Annotated in this window: 18 protein-coding genes; 4 read left to right on the forward strand and 14 right to left on the reverse strand. The window is 70.3% G+C overall.

Features of this window, described 5'->3' with window-relative positions; translation table 11 throughout:
- Nucleotides 1-15: 15 nt before the first annotated feature.
- The 4 genes from ASG60_RS06110 to ASG60_RS22540 all read right to left on the reverse strand — a co-directional run bounded on the left by ASG60_RS06110 (nt 16) and on the right by ASG60_RS22540 (nt 2482).
- A complete protein-coding gene (locus ASG60_RS06110; protein ID WP_056384503.1) occupies nt 16-315 on the reverse strand; it encodes a hypothetical protein in 300 nt (99 codons plus the stop codon).
- A 10-nt stretch (nt 316-325) separates the two neighbouring features.
- The gene (gene gatA / locus ASG60_RS06115; protein ID WP_056384504.1) at nt 326-1807 is read right to left on the reverse strand and encodes an Asp-tRNA(Asn)/Glu-tRNA(Gln) amidotransferase subunit GatA; all 1482 of its coding nucleotides are present in this window, start codon (nt 1805-1807) and stop codon (nt 326-328) included.
- A gap of 92 nt (nt 1808-1899) precedes the next feature.
- Nucleotides 1900-2187: an Asp-tRNA(Asn)/Glu-tRNA(Gln) amidotransferase subunit GatC gene (gatC, locus tag ASG60_RS06120; protein ID WP_056168332.1), complete on the reverse strand. Its 288-nt coding sequence runs from the start codon at nt 2185-2187 to the stop codon at nt 1900-1902.
- Nucleotides 2188-2296: 109 nt separating this feature from the next.
- A complete protein-coding gene (locus ASG60_RS22540) occupies nt 2297-2482 on the reverse strand; it encodes a hypothetical protein (protein ID WP_156398811.1) in 186 nt (61 codons plus the stop codon).
- Between the two features lie 107 nt (nt 2483-2589).
- Here ASG60_RS22540 and ASG60_RS06125 point away from each other — a divergent pair, with 107 nt between their 5' ends.
- Nucleotides 2590-3129 carry an SMI1/KNR4 family protein gene (locus ASG60_RS06125; protein WP_056304086.1) on the forward strand — a complete coding sequence of 180 codons (540 nt, stop codon included), beginning with the start codon at nt 2590-2592 and terminating at the stop codon, nt 3127-3129.
- Between the two features lie 73 nt (nt 3130-3202).
- Nucleotides 3203-3694, forward strand: a complete 492-nt coding sequence (gene ruvX / locus ASG60_RS06130) for a Holliday junction resolvase RuvX (RefSeq protein WP_056168338.1) — start codon at nt 3203-3205, stop codon at nt 3692-3694.
- 102 nt (nt 3695-3796) lie between these two features.
- On the opposite strand, the gene ASG60_RS23715 is transcribed toward ruvX, so the two are convergent.
- Nucleotides 3797-3925 (reverse strand): hypothetical protein, encoded by a 129-nt coding sequence (locus ASG60_RS23715; protein ID WP_277996067.1) that lies wholly within the window; start codon nt 3923-3925, stop codon nt 3797-3799.
- Complete coding sequence (locus tag ASG60_RS06135) at nt 3919-4179, reverse strand: hypothetical protein (RefSeq protein ID WP_056168343.1); 261 nt, start codon at nt 4177-4179, stop codon at nt 3919-3921. The genes ASG60_RS23715 and ASG60_RS06135 overlap by 7 nt, the downstream gene beginning before the upstream one ends.
- A gap of 225 nt (nt 4180-4404) precedes the next feature.
- Here ASG60_RS06135 and ASG60_RS06140 point away from each other — a divergent pair, with 225 nt between their 5' ends.
- Nucleotides 4405-5577: a hypothetical protein gene (locus tag ASG60_RS06140; protein ID WP_056304088.1), complete on the forward strand. Its 1173-nt coding sequence runs from the start codon at nt 4405-4407 to the stop codon at nt 5575-5577.
- Between the two features lie 7 nt (nt 5578-5584).
- Here ASG60_RS06140 and dprA read toward each other — a convergent pair whose 3' ends face one another.
- From dprA to ASG60_RS06170, 6 genes are read right to left on the reverse strand one after another with little or no spacing between them, the layout of a single operon-like run.
- Nucleotides 5585-6754 (reverse strand): DNA-processing protein DprA, encoded by a 1170-nt coding sequence (gene dprA / locus ASG60_RS06145; protein WP_056384505.1) that lies wholly within the window; start codon nt 6752-6754, stop codon nt 5585-5587.
- A 38-nt stretch (nt 6755-6792) separates the two neighbouring features.
- Nucleotides 6793-7401 carry a glycerol-3-phosphate 1-O-acyltransferase PlsY gene (plsY, locus tag ASG60_RS06150; protein WP_244476584.1) on the reverse strand — a complete coding sequence of 203 codons (609 nt, stop codon included), beginning with the start codon at nt 7399-7401 and terminating at the stop codon, nt 6793-6795.
- Nucleotides 7398-8693 carry a dihydroorotase gene (locus tag ASG60_RS06155; protein WP_156398814.1) on the reverse strand — a complete coding sequence of 432 codons (1296 nt, stop codon included), beginning with the start codon at nt 8691-8693 and terminating at the stop codon, nt 7398-7400. Before ASG60_RS06155 ends, plsY begins: the two co-directional genes overlap by 4 nt.
- A gap of 2 nt (nt 8694-8695) precedes the next feature.
- Nucleotides 8696-9082, reverse strand: a complete 387-nt coding sequence (locus ASG60_RS06160; protein ID WP_056358819.1) for a type II toxin-antitoxin system HicB family antitoxin — start codon at nt 9080-9082, stop codon at nt 8696-8698.
- On the reverse strand, nt 9079-9297 hold the full coding sequence (locus tag ASG60_RS06165) for a type II toxin-antitoxin system HicA family toxin (RefSeq protein ID WP_056358822.1): 219 nt from the start codon (nt 9295-9297) through the stop codon (nt 9079-9081). The genes ASG60_RS06160 and ASG60_RS06165 overlap by 4 nt, the downstream gene beginning before the upstream one ends.
- A gap of 1 nt (nt 9298) precedes the next feature.
- Nucleotides 9299-10249, reverse strand: coding sequence for an aspartate carbamoyltransferase catalytic subunit (locus ASG60_RS06170; protein WP_056168362.1), 951 nt, complete (start codon nt 10247-10249; stop codon nt 9299-9301).
- A gap of 241 nt (nt 10250-10490) precedes the next feature.
- On the opposite strand from ASG60_RS06170, the gene topA reads away from it, so the two are divergent.
- On the forward strand, nt 10491-13259 hold the full coding sequence (topA, locus tag ASG60_RS06175; RefSeq protein ID WP_056384507.1) for a type I DNA topoisomerase: 2769 nt from the start codon (nt 10491-10493) through the stop codon (nt 13257-13259).
- A gap of 151 nt (nt 13260-13410) precedes the next feature.
- Here the strand turns inward: topA and parE are convergent, their stop codons facing one another.
- Both parE and ASG60_RS06185 read right to left on the reverse strand, forming a co-directional pair.
- Nucleotides 13411-15465, reverse strand: coding sequence for a DNA topoisomerase IV subunit B (parE, locus tag ASG60_RS06180; protein ID WP_056168368.1), 2055 nt, complete (start codon nt 15463-15465; stop codon nt 13411-13413).
- Nucleotides 15466-15740: 275 nt separating this feature from the next.
- Entirely contained in the window at nt 15741-17750 is a 2010-nt protein-coding gene (locus ASG60_RS06185) for a PhoX family phosphatase (RefSeq protein ID WP_056384508.1), read from the reverse strand.
- Nucleotides 17751-17991 lie beyond the last annotated feature (241 nt).

The raw sequence follows: 17991 nt of genomic DNA on the forward strand, positions 1-17991 counted from the left end.
TGCCGGCCGGCGCGGTCAAGCGCGCAGGCGATAGAGCTGGTGCGCCAGGAAGCCCAAGGCACCCCACAGGAATCCGGCGATCCAGCGGATCGGGAAGAAGGTCGGTCCGTCGTGGCTCACCGGGGCCGGCCAGGGGATGCCGATGGCCGTGACGCCCCACGACACCAGCACGGAGACCGCGAAAGCCATCAGCGACACGAGGATGACCTTCACGAACTGATCCGACTTCCAGCCCATGACCAGCGCGATGGCGATCAGAACGGGATCGAACGCGGCCCAGATCCACTCGTTGAAGGCATAAACCGGGACGGTCATGGCCGCGCTTTCATGCCCACCACGCCGCCGGCAGTTTGGTCCGACCGGCGGCCGTCTCGATCACCTGGGCGGCGGCGAACAGGGTCTCCTCGTCGAAGGGCCGGCCGATGAGCTGGAGGCCCAGCGGCAGGCCCTGCGCATCGAGGCCGGCGGGCACCGAGAGACCGGGAAGCCCCGCCATGTTCACCGTGATGGTGAACACGTCCTGCAGGTACATCTCGACGGGGTCGCCCGAGCCCTTCTCGCCGAGCCCGAAGGCGGCGGACGGGGTGGCGGGGGTGAGGATCGCGTCGATGCCCGACGCGTAGGCCTCCTCGAAGTCGCGCTTGATCAGGGTGCGGATCTTCTGGGCGCGGACGTAATAGGCGTCGTAATAGCCCGCCGACAGCACGTAGGTGCCGATCATGATCCGGCGCTTGACCTCGCGGCCGAAGCCCGCCGCGCGGGTGTTCTCGTACATCCCGGCGATGTCCTTGCCGGGCACCCGCAGGCCGTAGCGCACGCCGTCGTAGCGGGCGAGATTCGAGGAGGCCTCGGCCGGGGCGACGATGTAGTAGGCCGGAAGCGCGTAGGGGGTGTGCGGCAGGGAGATCTCGCGGATCGTGGCGCCCGCGTCCTTGAGCATCTCCGCCCCGCGGTCCCACAGGGCCTGGACCTCGGCGGAGAGGCCCTCGACCCGGTACTCCTTCGGAATGCCGATGGTGAGGCCCTTCACGCCACGCGACACCGCCGCCTCGAAGTCCGGCACGGGAAGATCGGCGCAGGTGGTGTCCCGCGCGTCCTGACCGGCCATGGAGCCGAGCAGGATGGCGCAGTCGCGCACGGTGCGGGCGATGGGTCCGGCCTGATCGAGGGACGAGGCGTAGGCCACCGTGCCCCAGCGCGAGCAGCGCCCGTAGGTCGGCTTGATGCCCACCGTGCCGGTGAAGGCGGCGGGCTGGCGGATGGAGCCGCCGGTGTCCGTGGCGGTGGCGCCGAGGCACAGGTGGGCGGCGACGGCCGCGGCGGAGCCGCCCGACGAGCCGCCCGGCACCAGCTTGGTGTCGGACCCGTTGCGCCGCCAGGGCGAGATCGTGTCGCCGTAGGCCGAGGTCTCGTTGGACGAGCCCATGGCGAACTCGTCGAGGTTGAGCTTGCCCAGCATCACGGCGCCGTCGCGCCAGAGGTTGTGCGTCACGGCCGATTCGTAGTGCGGCTGGAAGCCTTCGAGGATCTTGGACCCGGCGGTGGTGGCGACGCCGTGGGTGCAGAACAGATCCTTGATGCCCAGCGGAATGCCCTCCAGGGGGCGCGCCGCGCCGGCGGCGATCTTGGTGTCGGCCACCTCCGCCATGGCGAGCGCGCGCTCGGGCGTCTCCAGGATGTAGGCGTTGAGGCCGCGTGCCTTCTCCATGGCGGCGAGATGCGCCTTCGCGAGATCGGTGGCGGAGAAGTCCTTGGCCTTGAGCCCGTCGCGGGCGTCGGCCAGGGTGAGTTCGTTCAAGGTGGTCATGGGCGTTCGGTCCTCAAGATCCCGACGGACCCCGTCGCCGGTCTCGGCGCCGAACGATCCTGCCAGGAGGCATCACGAAAACGGTGGCGGCGCTACTCGACCACCTTCGGAACGAGGAAGTAATGGTCCTCGGTCTCCGGCGCGTTGAAGACGATGTCGTCGGCGTGGCCGCCCTCCGTCACCGTATCGGTGCGCTTCTTCATCGCCATGGGGGTCACCGAGGTCATCGGCTCGATCCCCGTCACATCGACGGCGCCGAGTTGCTCGACGAAGGCCAGGATCGCATTCAGCTCGCCCTGGAGCGGCGCGACCTCGTCCTCGCTCACCGCGATGCGCGCCAGATGCGCGATGCGCCTCACCGTCGTTGCGTCGACCGACATGCTGCCTTGAGCCCCCAGGAGGATGCGCCGGGGCTTTGACGACCACGACGGAACACGGCCGGGCTATAGCACCCGCCTTCGCGCGCTCGCAACGCCGGGCGATCCCGTCTCAGGCGATCATATGGCCGGCGCGGGCGGGCACCTCCACGGAGATGCCGGGCCTGTGGGGGTTGCGCTCGGCCTGCTGGAAGCCGAAGGCGACGATCTCGACGGCCAGGAGCAGCATCAGCTTGTGCCGGAACGGCATCGTCCGGCGGGCAACCGGGGCGGGGGGATTCGTTCCGAACAGGTTCATACGCACCACCCACGACGTTAACACCTTGTTAACGATGCTATGACCGGACGGTGCCGGCAAGGCCAGGGCGACGTTTGCTTAGGGTTAATGGACACGGAGACGACGGCATGTGGGACACGGTGTTCGCGCAGGGTGTGGCCGGACCGGTCTCGGGGGAGGCGGATCTCGCCCGCGCCGAGGCGGAGTTGGGCTTCCCCCTCCCCGCCTCCTACCGGGACTTCTGCCGGCGCTGGGGCGCAGGCCTGGCCGCCGGTCATTTTCGCGTCCTGATCCCCGGTCCCGCTCCGGAGACGGACCTCGTCACCGGCGCGGAGCTCATGGCCCACAGCATCGGCGCCGTCCTGTCGGATCGTCCCGACCATGGGTTCGAGGTGGAGGGCGACGATCCATCCGTGGTGGAGCGGGCCTGCTTCTTCGGCCGCTCGGAGGCGGGCGAGTTCCTGTTCTGGGATGTCGTCCCGGAGCGGCCCGAATACGAGATCTGGGTGATGGGCGCCGACCTCGAATCCGTGCGCTTCGGCGGGGCGGATCTCGGCGACTTCCTGCGGCGGGTGCAGACGCCGACCGTGCGCGGCATCCTCGGCATGGGTGCGGCCCCCCTGCCCTCGACCTTCGTGGGCGACGATCCGGCCCCCAGCACGCATTGACGGCGGCGGGCGCCCGGATTGCCACTCGGCCACGGATCGATCAGGAGGGGCGGATCAGCGGAGAGCGAACGACATGACCGAGGCCGAGATCCGTGCCTTCGCGGAGGCGTCGCAGGGCGGCCGTCGTCTCATCGGAATCGATCTCGGCACCAAGACCATCGGGCTCGCCCTGTCGGATGTCGGGCGCCAGATCGCCTCGCCCCTGGAGACCATCCGCCGGGTGAAGTTCACCCCCGATGTCGCCCGCCTGCGCCAGCTCTGCGAGACCCACGGGGTCGGCGGCCTCGTCATGGGCCTGCCCCTCAACATGGACGGCAGCGAGGGTCCGCGCGTGCAATCCACCCGCTCCTTCGTGCGCAACCTGAAGCCGCTCCTCGACCTGCCGGTCCTGTTCTGCGACGAGCGCCTGTCCACGGCCGCGGTCACCCGCGCCCTCATCGCCGCCGACGCCTCGCGGGCCAAGCGCGGCGCCGTGGTCGACATGCTGGCCGCCGCCTACATCCTCCAGGGGTGCCTCGATCAGATGCGGGGGGTGCTGGCGGACGAGGCGGCGGACGACGCGTGAGGTGCGGGGCCCGCACGCCTCGGCGGCGGAGCTTTCGCCCCGCCGCCCGTCTCTCGAGCCAAATGGTGTCGGCGTCGGCCCGCCCCCGCGGCACCGTGCGCGCTACGAGGCCAGCATCGCCTGGGATGCGCCGACCAGGGTGAAGATCAGGCCGCCCGCGAAGGCGCCGATCATCGCGTAGGAGAAGCCCTTCAGGACCATGGGTGTCACCGCCTCCGTCCGGATCAGCAACGGTTGCCGCCGGAGGTCTGGCCGTACTGCATGACCGGAAAATTCTGCTGGTTGGCGTTGCCCTCGGCGGCCGAGCTCATCGGGCAGCCACCGTATGACGGCACCCGGGACGGAGCGTTGATCGAACCGGTCGTCTCGACATCGTAGGGGGTGAACGCAGTGTCGCGCGCGGGGCGCTCGAATGCCATCGCAGACGAGATCGGAGCAACGCCAAGCACGAGAGCGGCGGCGATGGCGGCGATACGGGTCTTCATTGTGATACTCTGTTTCCTTTGCAGGTCGAACCGACAAACCGGTTCGTTTCTCTCTGTCTGAACTACAGATGGGGAGCGTCAGCTTGGCGTGACGTGTCGAAGCGCACGCAACCCTGCCGAACCGGCCGATGCGTTGTTTCGAGGGCTTCGGACGCGAACCGAATTCCCCTGCACGGGCCGATGCTTTAGCGAGCGTGAGGGTGGATCTGCGGGGTTGAGCCGGGAATGTTCGAGCGGGACGTGAACCGAGCCGGGTCCGCGAGACGCGCACGGGCGGCCTGTGGCGCCCTGCTGCTGCTCGCGACGGGATCGGCCGCACCGGCGCAGGCTCCCGATCCGCGCATCCTGCCCGCGCAGCCGGCCTACGCCCGCAACGCCGCGTGCGCTCCGTTGCGGATCGCCATGCCGCCCGGCACGCACCGGCTTCCGGGCGACGCCCTGATCTCGCCCAAACCTGCCGAGATTCCCATCGGCCAGGGCGACACCGCCATCTGCTTTGCCTACGCCACCGCCGACATGATCTCCCAGCGCGTCGGCCGGGCCGTCTCGCCCCTGGATGTGGCGGGCAAGTTCTACTTCGCCGATCCGGCCCGGCTCGAAGGCCTGCCCGATCCGGCACTCCGGGCGCATCTGAGGGCGCATCCGAACCATGCGGCCGACATTGCCTGGAGCCGGAACGCGGCCGACATCAATCCCGTCGGCAACCCGGGCCTGCAGCCCTACTTCGACAAGCTGGAGGGCGGCGAGGAGGATGCCGCCGCCCTGCTCTACAACCTCGACGGCCTGTGCGAGGAGCGCGACCTGCCCTCGCACGAGGGCTACGCGCATTTCACCCCCACCTACGCGGCCCTGCGCTTCGGCGCTCCCTTGCGCGCGCCGAACCAGTGCCTGCGCCGCGTCGGGGCGACGGTGGGCAAGCTCCGCTCGCGCCGGGCGGACGCCTTCAACGACGCGTGGCTTGCGCGGGTCGAGACCCTGTGCCGGCGCATACCCCTGCCCGTGCCCCTGCTGCCGGTCTCGACGCGTGTCGCCGCCAACCAGCTCGACTTCATGGCGATGCTGGAGGCGGGCCGGCCGCCGGCGCCCCGGGACATCACCCGCCTGCTGGCCCGGGTCGATTACGCCCTCGACCATGGCCGGGCGCCGACCATCGGCTACAGCTGGTACATCCTGCAGGACCGCGACCCGAAGGACCCGGATCTCGCCGCCGACCATTCCAGCGCCGTCATCGGCCGGCGCCGGACGGCGGGCGGGTGCCAGTACCTCGTCCAGGACAACACCGGCGAGTATTGCGCCCGGATGCGGCCGGACATCGCCGGCCGCTGCGACAACGGCCGGGTCTGGCTGCGGGAGGACGAGCTGCGGCGCACCCTCTACAGCGTGATCTATCTGCGCTGAGCCGCCCTCACCCCACCAGGGACACCGCCCCGCTCCCATGCCGCTCGATGCGCCCGTCGAGTTCGAGTTCGAGGAGCGTCGTCTGCACCACGCGCACGCTCAAGCCCGCGGCCCGGGCGAGGTCGTCGGTGCCGATGGGGGTCGGGCTGAGGAGTCCGATGAGGCGGGCGCGGTCGTCCGCAGGCTCGGGCGGCTCGAGGGCGTCCACCGGCATCGGCAGCACGATCCCGTCGACGTCGAGTTCGTCCCAGAAGATCGGCGCGTCGGCGAGATCGGGACGGTCGAGGGCGAGGGGTTCCGCACCGGTGGCCTCGCGCTCGATGAGGGGTGCCACAGCCTCGAGGACGTGAGCGGCCTCCGCCACCAGGGTGGCGCCCTGGCGGATGAGGTCGTTGGTGCCCTCGGCGCGCGGGTCGAGGGGCGAGCCCGGCACGGCGAAGACCTCGCGGCCCTGTTCCAGGGCGAAGCGCGCGGTGATGAGGGAGCCCGAGCGCCGCGCCGCCTCGACCACGACGGTGCCGAGACTGAGGCCCGAGATGATGCGGTTGCGCCGGGGGAAATCGCGGCCCCGCGGCTCCCAGCCCATGGGCATCTCGGCCACCACCGCCCCGCCCGCCTCCAGGATCGCCTCGACGAGGGCGGCGTGGTTGGCCGGATAGATCCGGTCGTGCCCCCCGGCCAGAACCGCCACGGTGCCGGGCAGGAGGGCGGCCTTGTGGGCGCGGGCGTCGATGCCGCGGGCCAGCCCCGAGACCACCACGAGACCGGCCGCGCCGAGGTCCCGGGCGAGGCGCTCGGTGACGCTCAGGCCGGCGGCCGAGGCGTTGCGCGAACCCACGATGGCGACCGCCGGCCGGTTCAGGATGTCCGGGTCGCCCCGCACGGCGAGGAGCGGCGGCGCGGAATCCGCCGCCTGGAGGAGTTTTGGATAGTCGGCCTCGCCCGAGGCCACGAAACGGGCGCCGATGCGGGCCGCGGCGGCGAGTTCGGCTTCGGCCTGCGCCCGGGTCGGCGGCGTGACCCGCCGGCCGGCGCGGCCGGTGATGTTCGGCAACGCCTCCAGGGCGGCGCCGGCCCCGCCGAAGCGGTTGATGAGGGTGCGGAAGGTGCGCGGGCCGATGCCCTCGGCGCGGATGAGACGGAGCCAGTCGAGGCGCTGGGCATCGTTGAGTTGCATCGCCCTGCCCCATCACGGTCGGGCGGCGTCGGTGGTCCTCAGCCCTTCTGCCCGATGCGCCCTTCGGTGCCGGCGAGGAGCCGGCGGATGTTGGGCGCGTGCTTCCACCATAGCAGGGCTGCGAGCAGGAGGAAGAGCCATGCAACCCCTGGCTGTCCGAGCGCCCACAGGACGACGGGCGTGGCGGCCGAGGCGGCCAGCGCCGCCAGCGACGAGTACCGCAGGCCGAAGGCGAGGCCGAGCCAGATCGCCGCGAAGGCGGCGAGCGCCACCGGACTCAGTGCCAGGAGCACGCCCAGGAAGGTCGCGACCCCCTTGCCGCCCTTGAACCCGAGCCAGACCGGGAACAGGTGGCCGAGGAAGGCGCCGAGCCCCGCCGCCAGGGCCGGCTCCAGGTTGAACCGGAGACCGATGAGCACGGCCGCCGTTCCCTTGAGGGCATCCCCCAGGAGCGTCGCGGCGGCCAGCCCCTTGCGGCCCGTGCGCAGGACGTTGGTGGCGCCGATGTTGCCCGAGCCGATGGCGCGCACGTCCCCGAGACCGGCCATGCGGGTGAAGATCAGGCCGAAGGGGATCGAACCGAGGAGGTAGCCCCCGGCGAGACCCGCCAGCAGCATCGGCACGGAGGCGGCCTCGGCGTAGGTCACGCGAAACCCCCGTCCCGGAACACGATGCGCCCGCTGACGAGGGTGAGCAGGGCCGCGCCCTGGAGGCGCGCCTCGTCGAAGGGCGAGTTCTTCGAGCGCGACTTCAGGCGGCGCTTGTCGAGGATGTAGGGCACGTCCGGGTCGATGAGCACGAGGTCGGCCGGCGCGCCGACAGCGAGGCGTCCGGCCTCGCGGCGGAGGATCTTTGCCGGATGCGTCGTCAGTGCGGCGAGCAGGCGTGGCAGGGCGATGTCGCCGGTGTGCACGAGGCGCAGGGCGGCGCCCAGCAGGGTCTCGATGCCGAGCGCCCCGTCGGCGGCCTCGGCGAAGGGCAGGCGCTTGGTCTCGACGTCCTGCGGGTTGTGATCGGAGACGATCACGTCGACCACGCCCTCGTTCAGGGCCGCCACCAGGGCGAGGCGGTCGCTCTCGTGGCGGAGCGGCGGCGAGAGCCGGCAGAAGGTGCGGTAATGGCCGATGTCGCCCTCGTTGAGGACGAGGTTGTTCACGGACGCGCCGCAGGTGACGGGCAGGCCGTCGTCCTTCGCCCGTCGCACGATCTCGATGGAATCGGCGCAGGAGATCATCGCCGCGTGATAGCGGGCGCCGGTGAGGCGCACGAGGCGGATGTCGCGCTCCAGCATCACCGTCTCGGCCTCGCGCGGAATGCCGATGAGCCCGAGCCGGGAGGCCATCTCGCCCTCGTTCATCACCCCCTCGCCGACGAGGTCGGGCTCCTCGACGTGCTGCATGATCAGCGCGTCGAAATCCCGGGCGTAGGTGAGGGCCCGGCGCAGGACCTGGGCGTTGGTCACTGCCTTGAGGCCGTCGGTGAAGGCCACCGCGCCGGCCTCCTGCAGCAGGCCGAATTCCGTCATCTCGCGGCCCGCGAGGCCCTTGGTGATGGCGGCGGCCGGCAGCACCGTGACGCAGGCCGTGTCGCGGGCCCGGCGCAGGACGAAGTCGACGATGGCCGGCCCGTCGATGACCGGGTTGGTGTCGGGCATGCACACCAGGGTGGTGACCCCGCCGGCGGCGGCGGCCGCGCTGGCGGAGGCCAGGGTCTCGCGGTGCTCGGCGCCGGGCTCGCCGACGAAGGCGCGCAGGTCGACGAGGCCGGGGGCGAGGACGTGCCCGCCGCAGTCGACGGTCTCGCCCCCCTCGGGGGCGACCGGGGCGGCGCCCCAGGCGAGGTCACCGATGCGCCCGTCGCGCACGAGGACGTGGCCGGGGGCCTGCCGGCCGGTGGCCGGGTCGCAGAGGGTGGCGTTGGTGAGGAGAAGGGGGGGCACGCTCATCCCGAAATCTGGCTGAGAACGAAGGCGCGGACGACGCCGCGCCGTGAAAGGCCGCGTCGCTCGGCCGCCTCGTCCACGGCCCGCAACTGACCGTCGTCGAGGTCGAGCTCATCGACGGGGGGGCGGATGACGATGGTCATGTGCCCTTCAGCCAGGGCTTCGGCAAAATCGGAATCGCCCCGAAGCTCCTCGATGGTCCGCGGTGTGGGCGGGGTTTCGCCGTCCTCTCGCATGAGGGAGAGCCATTGACCGAGCGCTTCCCCCGCCTGGGATATGGTCTCCTCAGCCGTCCCAGCCGCGGCGATGCAGCCGGGTAGATCCGGAAACCAGATGCCCCACAGGGTTCCGGACTCCTTCTCGAGGATGCCGATATAGGCTGTCATGGCGTCTTGCTCCCGTCGAGCCAGCCCGCATTGCGGGCGATCGAACGCGCCGTTCCCGGTGAAAGATCGCCCCGACCGCGCGGCACGGCGACGTTCGGCCGGTCCTGATAGGTATAGATGTCGTGTGGCCCCTTCGAGGGACGTATCCGCCAGCCCTCCCGCTCCAGGCGCTTGCGGATCGCTTGAATATCAAGGTCGAAGTCGCGCGGAGGCATGTCAAGCGTTCGGCAGGTGCGTCGCGAGGGCTTCGAGCACGGCCATCCGCACGGCCACCCCCATCTCGACCTGCTCGCGGATGAGGGATTGCGCCCCGTCTGCGACCTCCGAAGAGATCTCGACGCCGCGGTTCATCGGCCCCGGATGCATCACCAGGGCATCGGGGGCAGCCAGCGCCAGCTTGTCGCCGTCGAGGCCGAAATAGCGGAAGTACTCCTTCACCGAAGGCACGAAGGAGCCGTTCATGCGCTCGCGCTGCAGGCGCAGCATCATGACGATGTCGGCCCCCGCCAGCCCCTTGCGCATGTCGGTGAACACCGCGACGCCGAATCGGTCGAGGCCCGTGGGAAGCAAGGTGGACGGACCGATCACCCGCACCCGGGCGCCGAGCGCCTGGAGCAGGATGATGTTGGAGCGGGCGACGCGCGAATGCAGGACGTCGCCGCAGATGGCGACCGTGAGGCCCTCGATCCGGCCCTTGTTGCGGCGGATGGTGAGCGCATCGAGGAGCGCCTGGGTGGGATGCTCGTGGGCCCCGTCGCCGGCATTGACCACGGCGCAATCGACCTTGCGGGCGAGGAGATGCACGGCGCCGGCCGCGTGGTGGCGCACCACGATGATGTCGGGGCGCATGGCGTTGAGGGTCGCGGCGGTGTCGACGAGGGTCTCGCCCTTCTTCACCGATGAGGAGGCCACCGACATGTTCATGACGTCGGCGCCCAGCCGCTTGCCGGCGAGCTCGAACGAGGCCTGCGTCCGGGTGGAGGGCTCGAAGAACAAGTTGATCTGCGTGCGCCCGCGCAAGGTCGTGCGCTTCTTCTCCACCTGCCGCGACAGCGCCACGGCGGCGTCGGCCCGCTCCAGCAGGGCCTCGATGTCGGGGCGCGACAGGCCCTCGATGCCGAGGAGATGGCGGTGGGGGAAGCCGGGCGGAGTCGGGGCGCTGGTCATCACGGGGGTCAGCGCTACAGCGGGTGCGCCGCGCCCGCAAGACGGAGGTCATTCGGAGGCGCGCGACGCAGCCGGCAAAGTGTCCCCATTTGACATCGCCCGAGGGTTAACCCACTTCATGCCCCGCAAAAGGCCCCTGCCCCGGCAGGCGGTCCGCCTTGCCGCATCCACCGCAGCGTGCGCAAGCGCGCAACCGGTCGTTGTCGGACCAAGGCCCTCTCGAGAGGCTCGGAATCCCTCCATGAAAGTTGTCGTCGTCGAGTCGCCGGCCAAGGCCAAGACGATCAACAAGTACCTCGGCCGCGACTACGAGGTCCTCGCCTCGTTCGGCCACATCCGCGACCTGCCGGCCAAGGACGGCTCCGTCGATCCGGAAGCCGACTTCCACATGCTGTGGGAGCTCGACGAGCGCGGCTCGAAGCGGGTCTCGGACATCGTCAAGGCGCTCAAAGGTGCCGACGGCCTGATCCTCGCGACCGATCCGGACCGCGAAGGCGAGGCCATCTCCTGGCACGTGGTCGAGGCGCTCAACGCCCGGCGCGCCCTGAAGGGCATGCACGTGGAGCGGGTGACTTTCAACGCCATCACCAAGGCGGCGGTGGACACCGCCATGCGCAACCCGCGCCAGATCGACCAGGCCCTAGTCGACGCCTACCTGGCCCGCCGGGCGCTGGACTACCTCGTCGGCTTCAACCTCTCGCCGGTGCTGTGGCGCAAGCTGCCGGGCGCCCGCTCGGCCGGCCGCGTCCAGTCCGTGGCGCTCCGCCTCGTCTGCGAGCGCGAACGCGAGATCGAGGTGTTCAAACCGCGCGAGTACTGGTCCCTCGTCGCGACCCTGACGACCGACACCGGCGCGGTGTTCGAGGCCCGGCTCACGGGCGCGGACGGCCGGAAGATCCAGCGCCTCGACGTCGGCACCGGCGAAGAGGCGGCGGCGTTCAAGCGCGACCTCGAACTCGCGACGTTCTCCGTTGGCAGCGTCGAGGCCAAGCCGGCCAAGCGCCACCCCGCCCCGCCCTTCACCACCTCGACCCTGCAGCAGGAGGCCTCGCGCAAACTCGGGATGGCCCCGGCCCAGACCATGCGGGCGGCCCAGAAGCTCTACGAGGGCGTCGAGATCGGCGGCGAGACCGTGGGTCTCATCACCTACATGCGGACGGACGGCGTCGACATGGCGCCCGAAGCCATCGCCGACGCGCGGCAGGTGATCGCCAAGGAGTACGGCGAGCGCTACCTGCCGGGGGCGCCGCGCAAGTACAGCACCAAGGCCAAGAACGCGCAGGAGGCCCACGAGGCCGTGCGCCCCACCGACATGGGCCGGCTGCCCAAGACCGTCGCCCGCACGGTGGATGCCGAGCAGGCCAAGCTCTACGAACTCATCTGGACCCGCACGGTGGCGAGCCAGATGGAATCGGCCGAACTGGAGCGCACCACGGTGGACATCGTGGCGAGCGTCGGCCCGCGCAGGCTCGACCTCAGGGCGACCGGGCAAGTCGTGAAGTTCGACGGCTTCCTCACCCTCTACCAGGAGGGCAAGGACGACGAGGAGGACGAGGACGGCCGTCGCCTGCCGCCGATGAAGGCCGGGGACGCCCTCAAGCGCGAGCGCATCGCCTCGACCCAGCACTTCACCGAGCCGCCGCCGCGCTACTCCGAGGCCAGCCTCGTCAAGCGCATGGAGGAACTCGGCATCGGCCGGCCCTCGACCTACGCGGCGATCCTGCAGACCCTGCGCGACCGCGAATACGTGAAAATCGAGAAGAAGCGCCTGGTGGCCGAGGACAAGGGCCGCCTCGTCACCGGCTTCCTCGAGAGTTTCTTCAAGCGCTACGTCGAGTACGATTTCACAGCCGATCTCGAAGGGCAGCTCGACCGGGTCTCCAACGCCGAGATCGACTGGCGCGAGGTCCTGCGCGATTTCTGGAAGGACTTCTCGGCCGCCATCGCGGGCGCCAAGGAGCTGCGCGTCACCGAGGTCCTCGACGCCCTGAACGACCTGCTCGGCGCCCACATCTTCCCCGAGAAGGCCGACGGCTCGAACCCGCGCACCTGCCCGACCTGCGGAGCCGGCCAGCTCTCGCTCAAGCTCGGCAAGTTCGGCGCCTTCGTGGGCTGCTCGAACTACCCCGAGTGCAAGTACACCCGCCAGCTCGCCGCCTCTGGCGTCGACGGCGACGGCGACGGCTCGTCGGAGAACGGCGGCCAGCCCGGCACGCGGGTGCTCGGCACCGATCCGGTCTCGGGGCTCGCCGTCACCGTGCGCGACGGCCGCTTCGGCCCGTTCGTGCAGCTCGGCGAAGCCTCGACGGACAAGGAGGCGGCCAAGCCCAAGCGCTCTTCGATCCCGAAGGGCCTCAGCCCGTCGAGCGTCGATCTGGAGAAGGCCCTGAAGCTGCTGTCCCTGCCGCGCGAGGTGGCGAAACACCCCGAGACCGGCGAGCCGATCCTGGCCAATCTCGGCCGGTTCGGGCCCTACGTGCAGCACGGCAAGATGTACGCGAATCTCGGCCGCGACGACGACGTGCTGGAGATCGGCGCCAACCGGGCCATCGACATCATCGTGGCCAAGGAGCAGGGCGGGGGCCGGCGCGGGCCTGCCGCCGATCCGGGCCGGGCGCTCGGCAACCACCCCGAGACGGGCAAGCCCATCGTGGTGAAATCGGGCAAGTACGGCCCCTACGTCACCGACGGCACCACCAACGCGACCCTGCCGAAGACCCAGGCGGCGGAGGACATCGACCTCCCCCAGGCCCTGGAGCTCATCGCCGCCCGCGAGGCGTCGGGCGGCGGCGGCAAGAAGCGCGCCCCGGCCCGCAAGGCGGCAGCGAAGTCTGCGACGGCGAAGAAGGCTCCGGCGAAGAAAACAGCCGCCAAAGCCGTGGCGGGTGGCGAGGCCGAAGCCCCGGCCAAGAAGCCGGCCGCGAAGAAAGCGCCCGCCAAAGCGGCCTCGCCCAAGACGGCGGCTGCGAAACCCGTAGCTGCGCGCAAGGCAACGGCGAAGAAGGCCTGATCCGGGATTCCGGGTTTTCGAAGGGATCGTCCCTTCGGCACGTGCCGGGCAGAGCCCGACACGATGTCCAGGGCCAGCCCTGGACCCGCGAAGGGCGATGCCCTTCGGGGCCCGGAGCCCCTTCGCTCCGGGCGATCGGCCCGGAGCCGGATCAGATATCCAGCTCGGCCCCGTCGGCGAAGGCCGCGCGTTCGGAGATGAAGGCGAAGCGGGCTTCGGGCTTGTTGCCCATGAGACGCTCCACGGCGTCCCCCGTGGAGACACGGGCATCCTCCAGAACCCCGACGCGCAGGAGTGTGCGCTTCTTCGGGTCCATGGTGGTCTCCTTCAACTGCGCCGGCATCATCTCGCCCAGACCCTTGAAGCGGCCGATCTCGACCTTGGCGCCCTTGAACACGGTCTTGATCACCCGCTCCCGGTCGGCGTCGTCGCGGGCATAGGCCGTCTTGGCACCGTGGGTCAGCCGGTAGAGCGGCGGGATCGCCAGGTAGAGGTGCCCCTTGTCGATGAGTTTGGGCATCTGCCGGTAGAAGAAGGTGATCAGCAGCGAGGCGATGTGGGCGCCGTCGACGTCGGCGTCGGTCATGATGATGACCTTCTCGTAGCGAAGGTCCTCCAGGCGGAACGCGTTGCCGGTGCCGCAGCCGAGCGCCTGGGTCAGGTCGGAGATGAGCTGGTTGGCACCGAGCTTGTCCCGGCTCGCCGAGGCCACGTTGAGAATCTTTCCGCGCAACGGAAGAATGGCTTGGCTGGCACGGTCGCGCGCCTGCTTGGCCGAGCCGCCGGCCGAGTCGCCCTCGACGATGAAGATCTCCGAGCCGGCCATGCCGGCCTTGGAACAATCGGCGAGCTTGCCCGGGAGCCGCAGCTTGCGCGTGGCGGACTTGCGGGCGACCTCCTTCTCCTGGCGACGGCGCAGGCGCTCCTCGGCCCGGTCGATCACCCAGTCGAGGAGCTTGTTGGCTTGGGCCGGCGAAGCAGCGAGCCAATGGTCGAACGCGTCGCGGATCGCCGTCTCGACGATGCGGGACGCCTCGACGGTGGCGAGCTTGTCCTTGGTCTGGCCCTGGAACTCCGGCTCGCGGATGAAGACCGACAGCATCGAGGCGCAGGTCGCCATCACGTCGTCGGTGGTGACCGCCGTCATGCGTTTCGCCTGGTTCACGCGCTCGGCGTGCTCGCGCAGGGCCCGCAGCAGGGCGACGCGCAGGCCGCTCTCGTGGGTCCCGCCTTCCGCCGTCGGGATCGTGTTGCAGTAGGAGGCCGAAATGCCGTCGTCGACCACCATCCAGGCCACCGCCCATTCCAGGGACCCGTGGCCGCCCGGTTTTGTGATCTTGCCCGAAAAGATCGCGTCGGTGACGAGTTCCTTGCCCTCGAGATCGCGGGCGAGATAGTCGCGCAGGCCGCCGGGAAAGCGGTGCACGGTCTCGGCCGGCACGTCGTCGATCCCTTCCAGCAGGGCGGGGGCGCAGCGCCAGCGGATCTCGACGCCGCCGAACAGGTAGGCCTTGGAGCGGGCCATCCGGAACAGGCGGCGCGGATCGAACTTCAGCGCCCCGAAGATCTGCGGGTCGGGATGGAAGCGCACCCGGGTGCCGCGCCGGTTCTGCACCCGGCCAACGGTCTCCAGGGGCCCCTGAACGTGGCCGCGCGAAAAGGTCTGGCGGTAGAGGGTCTGGGCACGGGCGACCTCGACCTCGAGCTCGTCGGACAGGGCGTTGACCACCGAGATGCCGACGCCGTGCAGGCCGCCGGAGGTCTCGTAGACCTTCGAATCGAACTTACCGCCCGCGTGAAGGACGGTCATGATGACCTCCAGCGCCGACTTGTTGGGGTATTTCGGGTGCGGGTCGACGGGGATGCCGCGCCCGTTGTCGGTCACCACGAGGTGGCCGCTCTCCTCAAGCTCCACCTCGATGAAGCTGGCATGGCCCGCCACCGCCTCGTCCATGGAATTGTCGATCACCTCGGCGAAGAGGTGGTGCAGGGCGCGCTCGTCGGTGCCGCCGATATACATGCCGGGGCGGCGGCGCACCGGCTCCAGGCCTTCCAGCACCTCGATGGTGGAGGCGTCGTAGCCGGCCTCCGCCGAGAGGGCGGGCGAGGGCGCGGGGACGATCGCAGCCTCGAGCTTGCGACGCTCGGCCGGCTTGGGCGCGGGCACCTTGCCCTTCGCGAAAAGGTCGCGGGCGGGGTCGCTCACCGGATCGCTCCGCGCAGGGGATGGCACGCCCGCGGGCTTCGCGGACCGGATCGCAGAGGGGGACCGTGCAGCATTCGCCTTCATCCTCTGACCATACCGGAACAAACCGGAAACAGAAAGGGGCCTTCACCCTCGGGGCAGGGGTACGGTCCCCTGCCCTGCGAGCCGCACACCCCCTGCCCTGCAGGGCAGGATACCCCATTGCATGGGATGGGGTTGGTTAAGAAGGGCTGACGGTCGCGGGAACCCTTTTACGGCCGGGGTCGATTCGAGACTCAGGTGCCGACTCGCCCGCCGCCGTGCCTGGTGATCGCCACCACGGCTGGGCGCGGCGGCAGGGCCGGATCGAAGTCCGGCCAGCGGGTCGAGGGTGCCTCGAAGGTGGCGGGCGCGGCCTTGGGATCGTCCTCGTCGGCCTCGCCCGGATGCTGGACGGCGACGAAGAAGGTGGTGTCGTCGGGGGTGAAGTAGGGGCCGCACATCTCGGCCCCGCAGGGCACCCGGAAGAAGTGCTTGCCCGTTCCGCGCCCCTGCCCCTCCGTCTCCATGGCCCAGATGCCGTCGGCCCGGCCCGTGCGCGAGGCCGAGTTGCCGTCTGTGGCGACCCAGAGGCGTCCCTGCCCGTCGACGGCGCAATTGTCCGGCATACCGAACCAGCCGTCCTTGGTGGTGGCCGACGAGAAGGTCGCCCCGACCGCCGCGATGGCGGGATCGCCGCAGCGCACCAGGATCTCCCAGGCGAACCCGAGGGCGGCGTGGTCGCCATCGTCGGGGGTGAGTTCGACGATGTGGCCGAAGCGGTTGTCGGCGCGGGGGTTCACGGCGTCGACCTGATCAGGTTTGCGCTTCCCGTTGTTGGTCAGCATCACGTAGACCTTGCCGGTCTTCGCGTTGGCCTCGACGTCCTCCGGGCGGTCCATCTTGGTGGCGCCCAGGAGATCGGCAGCCAGCCGCGCGCCGATGAGCACATCGGCCTGGCTGGCAAAGCCGTTGGCGGGCGTCAGAGGTCCCTCACCGAACACCAGGGGCATCCAGGCGCCGCGCCCGTCGGGGTCGAACCGGGCGACGTGGAGCGTGCCGGCATCGAGCAGGTCGCGGTCGCCGCTATCGGCCCGGCCCGCGGTGACGAACTTGTAGACGTAGTCGAAGCGCTCGTCGTCGCCCTGGTAGACGACGTATTGTCCTTGCCTGGCGACGATGCCGGCCGCCCCCTCGTGCTTGAACCGGCCCATGGCGGTGCGCTTCTTCGGGACGGAAGTCGGATCGAACGGATCGATCTCCACCACCCAGCCGAAGCGGTTGGGCTCGTGGGGCGTCGCCCCGATGTCGAAGCGGTCGTGGAAGCGGCCCCAGGCATAGGCGGAGTTCGGCAGGTTGAAGCGCGTGTGGTTGGCGGCCTCGGCGGAATCCTTCGGCAGTGCGCCCGAGAAGTAGTAGTTGATGTTCTCCTCGCAGGTGAGCCACGTGCCCCACGGGGTCGTGCCGCCGGCGCAGTTGTTGATCATGCCGTGGACGGCGCGGCCGCTGGGATCGGCGGCGGTTTTCAGTCGCTCGGAACCGGCGGCGGGGCCGGTGAGCACCATCGGCGTCTCGGCGGTGATGCGGCGGGCGTATCGCGAATCCGGCACTACGGCCCAGCGGCCGTCCGTGCGCCGGATCTCGAGGACCGAGCCGCCATGGGCCGCCATCTCGATCCCGACGAGTTCCTTCGTCATCCCCGCGAAGGCCACGTCCCGGATGTCCTGGCGCCCGAGGCCGGGGAACATGAGCTCCTCGTTGGTGTACTCGTGGTTGACCACCAGGAGCCCGTGGGCGGCCGGGTCGGCGGCCCCCGGCATGGGGAAGTAGCCGACGAAGTCGTTGTTGTAGCCGAACTGCTGCCCCTGCGCGGCGGCCGACTGGTTGCGTGGGTCGAAGGCCGGGGCGCCCGGCAGCACGGGGTCGCCCCAGCGGATGAGGATCTCGGCATCGTGCCCCGCCGCCACGTGGTGGTGCGTATCCGAACCGGCTTGGATCTCGGCGAAGGGGAAGCGCGTCGGCGACGGATCCCGAGCGGCGAGACCTTGAGCGGCGAGACCTTGGGCGGCTCGGGCCTCCCCGGCGGCCAGGGCACGGGGCGTCACCACGGCGGCGATGGCGCCGACACCGAGGAGGCCGCGCAGCAGGTCGCGCCGGTCGAAGCGCGCGGCGACGACATCCCCGAAGGTGGCATTGGGGCTGGTGTTCGAGCCGGCATCCTCGGCGGCCTCGGCCGCCTGCGAGCGGGTTCGCGTCGGCTGCGTCATCGATCGGCTCCGTGAATCCTGGAAAACACGCCTCCTAGCGACCGCCCATGGCATCGGCGTGACGGTCCCGCGCACACGAAAAAGCCCGGCCTTTCGGCCGGGCTTCTCACGATGACGGGAGTCCGGTGGCGCTCCGAGGGAGTGCCGGTCGGGTCCTAGTACGAGCCGAACTTGTAGTTCAGGCCGGCGCGGACGACGGCGAACTCGGTGTCGCGGACCTGACGGCCACCGCTGGCCAGGA

It is taken from the genome of Methylobacterium sp. Leaf469 (assembly GCF_001424745.1).
Lineage (GTDB): Bacteria > Pseudomonadota > Alphaproteobacteria > Rhizobiales > Beijerinckiaceae > Methylobacterium.